Here is a 3,164-nt window from a genome sequence, read left to right as displayed (position 1 = left end):
TCCCGGAGGCCGAGATCGGCGAGGTGCTGCAGGGGCTGTCGGGTGTGGTGGAAGTGGCGGCGGTCAATGGCGCGTCGTCGGTGGTGGTGTCCGGGGATACGGCTGCGGTTGGTGCGGTGGAGACGGTGGCGGCTGAGCGGGGGTGGCGGCACCGGCGGTTGCGGGTGAGTCACGCGTTCCACTCGCCGCTGATGGAGCCGGTGTTGGGCCGTTTCCGGGAGGCGATCGAAGGGATCGAGTTCGGTCGTCCGCGGTTGGGGTTCGTCTCGTCGGTCGAGGTGGGTGCGGGTGGGGACTCGGTGGAGTACTGGGTGCGCAACGTGCGGCAGACGGTGCGCTTCGCGGATGCGGTCGGGCATGCGTGGCGGCAGGGCGTGACCCGGTTCGTGGAGATCGGCCCTGACAGTGCGCTGAGCGCTGCGGGTGCGGATTGTGTCCCGGACGACGCGGGTGTGTCGTTCGTGGCGTTGCAGCGTCGCGAGCGGCCGCAGGCGCGGGCACTGGCGGAGGGCCTGGCCCGTTTCCACGTGGCCGGCGGGTCGGTCGACTGGGCGGCGTATCTGCCGCCGGCCGGGCACGTGGACCTGCCCACCACCGCCTTCCGGCACCAGCGCTACTGGCTGGACTCCGTCGAACCGACCGACCCCGCCGCGCTGGGTGCCGTACCCGTCGGACACCCCCTGCTCGGCGCGCTGGTCGCGATGCCGGGCGAGCTCGGCTCCGTGTTCACCGGGCGGCTCAGCCTGCGGGGGCAGCCCTGGATCGCCGACCACCGCGTCACCGGCGCGGCTGTGCTGCCCGGTACCGCGTTGCTCGAAGTCGCCCGGCGCGCCGGTGAACTCCTCGGCGACCTGCGCGTGGAGGAGCTGGTCCTCGAAGTACCGCTGACTTTGCCCGCCGAGGGCGACACCGCCCTTCGTGTCGTCGTCGGCGAACCCGACGCTACGGGGCGCCGTACCGTCGAGGCGCACTCCCGGCCGGAGGAGCCCGGGTCACCGTGGACCCGGCACGCCACGGGCGTCCTGGTCGAGGACATGGACGACGCGCCTGCCGCCGGGGGAAGCCCGGTCGCGGAACTGGTGCAGTGGCCCCCGACCGCCGCCGAAGCCGTCGACCTGGACGACCTCTACCCGCGTCTGGCCGGGACGGGGCTCGACTACGGCCCCGCGTTCCAGGGCCTGCGCGCGGCCTGGCGGCGCGGCGAGGAGATCTACGCCGAGGTCGCCCTGGCCGACCACGAGCGCGGCCGGGCACAGGAGTTCGGGATGCACCCGGCGCTGATGGACGCCGCCCTGCACGCCCTCGGCGTGGACGACCGCCACGGACTGCGGCTGCCGTTCGCCTTCCACGGCGTCCGTACGTACGCCCCGGGCACCTCGGAGCTACGGGTCCGCCTCGCCCCGGTCGGGGAGGACGCGATCCGCGTCGACCTCGCGGACTCCCTCGGCACCCCGGTGGCCACCGTCGAGCGGCTGGTGCTGCGCGCTCTCACGGGCGAGCTGCGTCCCGTACGACCGAGCTCGCTCCACCGGCTCGACTGGACACCCGTGCCCACCCCCCACGAAGGCGGTCAGGGCACCGACACGTTCTTCCGCGTCCCGCACCTCCCGGTGGCCGAGTGCACCGCCGCGGTGCTGGAGCGGCTGCGCGAACGGCTCGGTGAGGACGACACCACGGACGCCCGGCTGGTCGTGGTCACCGAGGGCGCGGTGGCCGCGACCGACGACGAGACGCCCGATCCGGCCGGCGCGGCCGTGTGGGGCCTGGTGCGGTCGGCGCAGGCCGAGTGGCCCGACCGTTTCGTCCTGCTGGACACCCTCGGTGCCGCCACCACGGACGCGGAACTGACCCGGGCCCTGAGCACTGGTGAACCCCAACTCGCCCTGCGGGACGGGCGCGTGCTCGTGCCGCGGCTCGCTCGCGTCACCGGTACGGCCGACCAGGCGCCCTGGTCCGCGGAGGACACGGTCCTCATCACCGGCGCCGCCGGCACCCTCGGGCAGCTGGTCGCCCGGCACCTGGTCGCGCGGCACCACGTCCGGCGGCTCGTACTGGCGTCCCGGCGCGGTGCCGAAGCCCCCTCCCTGACGGACCTGACCGCAGAATTGCGCGCCCAGGGCACCGACGTCACCGTGGTGGCCTGCGACGTCGCGGAACGGCAGGCGGTGGCGGCGCTCCTGGCCGACCACCCGGTGACCGCGGTCGTGCACGCCGCCGGAGTCGTCGACGACGCCCTGATCACGGACCTGGACGAGGAACGGCTGCGCGCCGTGATGGCACCCAAGGTGCTCGGCACGCGCTGGCTGGACGAACTGACCCGCGACCGCGACCTGCACCGCTTCGTGCTGTTCTCCTCCGCCTCCGCCGTCCTCGGGAACCCCGGACAGGCCGCCTACTCCGCCGCCAACGCCGTCCTCGAAGCGGTGGCCCGCCGGCGCCGGGCCGCCGGTCTCCCGGCCGTCTCGCTGGCCTGGGGGCTGTGGGAGGAGACCAGCGGCATCACCTCCCGACTCACCGACGCCGACCTGGCGCGCATCGCCCGCGGCGGCATCGCCGCCCTCCCCACGGAGGAGGCCCTGGACCTCCTCGACACGGCGGTCGGGTCGGACGAGGCGGCCGTGGTGCCGGTACGGCTGGACACCGCCGCCCTGCACCGCCTGGACCCGCTGCCCCCCGTGTTCGCCGGCCTGGTCCGCGGAGGCCGCCCTACGCCGAGGCGGTCCGGCTGGGCCGACCGGCTGCGCGCGCTGTCCGACACCGACCGTCGGCGCGTCGCCCTCGACCTGGTCCGCGGCCGTGCGGCCGGCGTGCTTGACCTGGCCTCGGCCGCGCAGATCGACGCGGAGCGGACCTTCACCGACCTCGGCTTCGACTCGCTGACCGCGCTGGAACTGCGCAACCAGCTCGGTACCGCCACCGGGCTGCGCCTCCCCTCGACCCTCGTCTTCGACCACCCCACCCCGGCCGCGCTCGCCGACTTCGTGCTCGCGGAGGCCGGCGGACGGAGCACGGAGCTGGAGCCCGAGCCCGCCGCGGGCGCGGCGGTGGTCACCGTCACCCCCGACGAGCCGATCGCGATCGTGGGGATGGCGTGCCGTTTCCCGGGTGGGGTGGGCTCGCCCGAGGACCTGTGGGACCTGGTGGTGGACGGCCGGGACGGAATT

Annotated in this window: 1 protein-coding gene; it reads left to right on the top strand. The window is 74.8% G+C overall.

All coding sequences use genetic code 11. The annotated features are described in order from the left end of the window. Positions 1–23 precede the first annotated feature (23 nt). A partial coding sequence (locus tag AQJ30_RS33350; protein WP_342671649.1) for a type I polyketide synthase occupies positions 24–3,164 on the top strand: 3,141 nt, incomplete at its 3' end.

It is taken from the genome of Streptomyces longwoodensis, from assembly GCF_001514125.1.
Classification (GTDB): domain Bacteria; phylum Actinomycetota; class Actinomycetes; order Streptomycetales; family Streptomycetaceae; genus Streptomyces; species Streptomyces longwoodensis.
The sequence above is the reverse complement of the archived record's forward strand: the minus strand, read 5'-3'. Positions and strand labels throughout refer to the sequence as shown.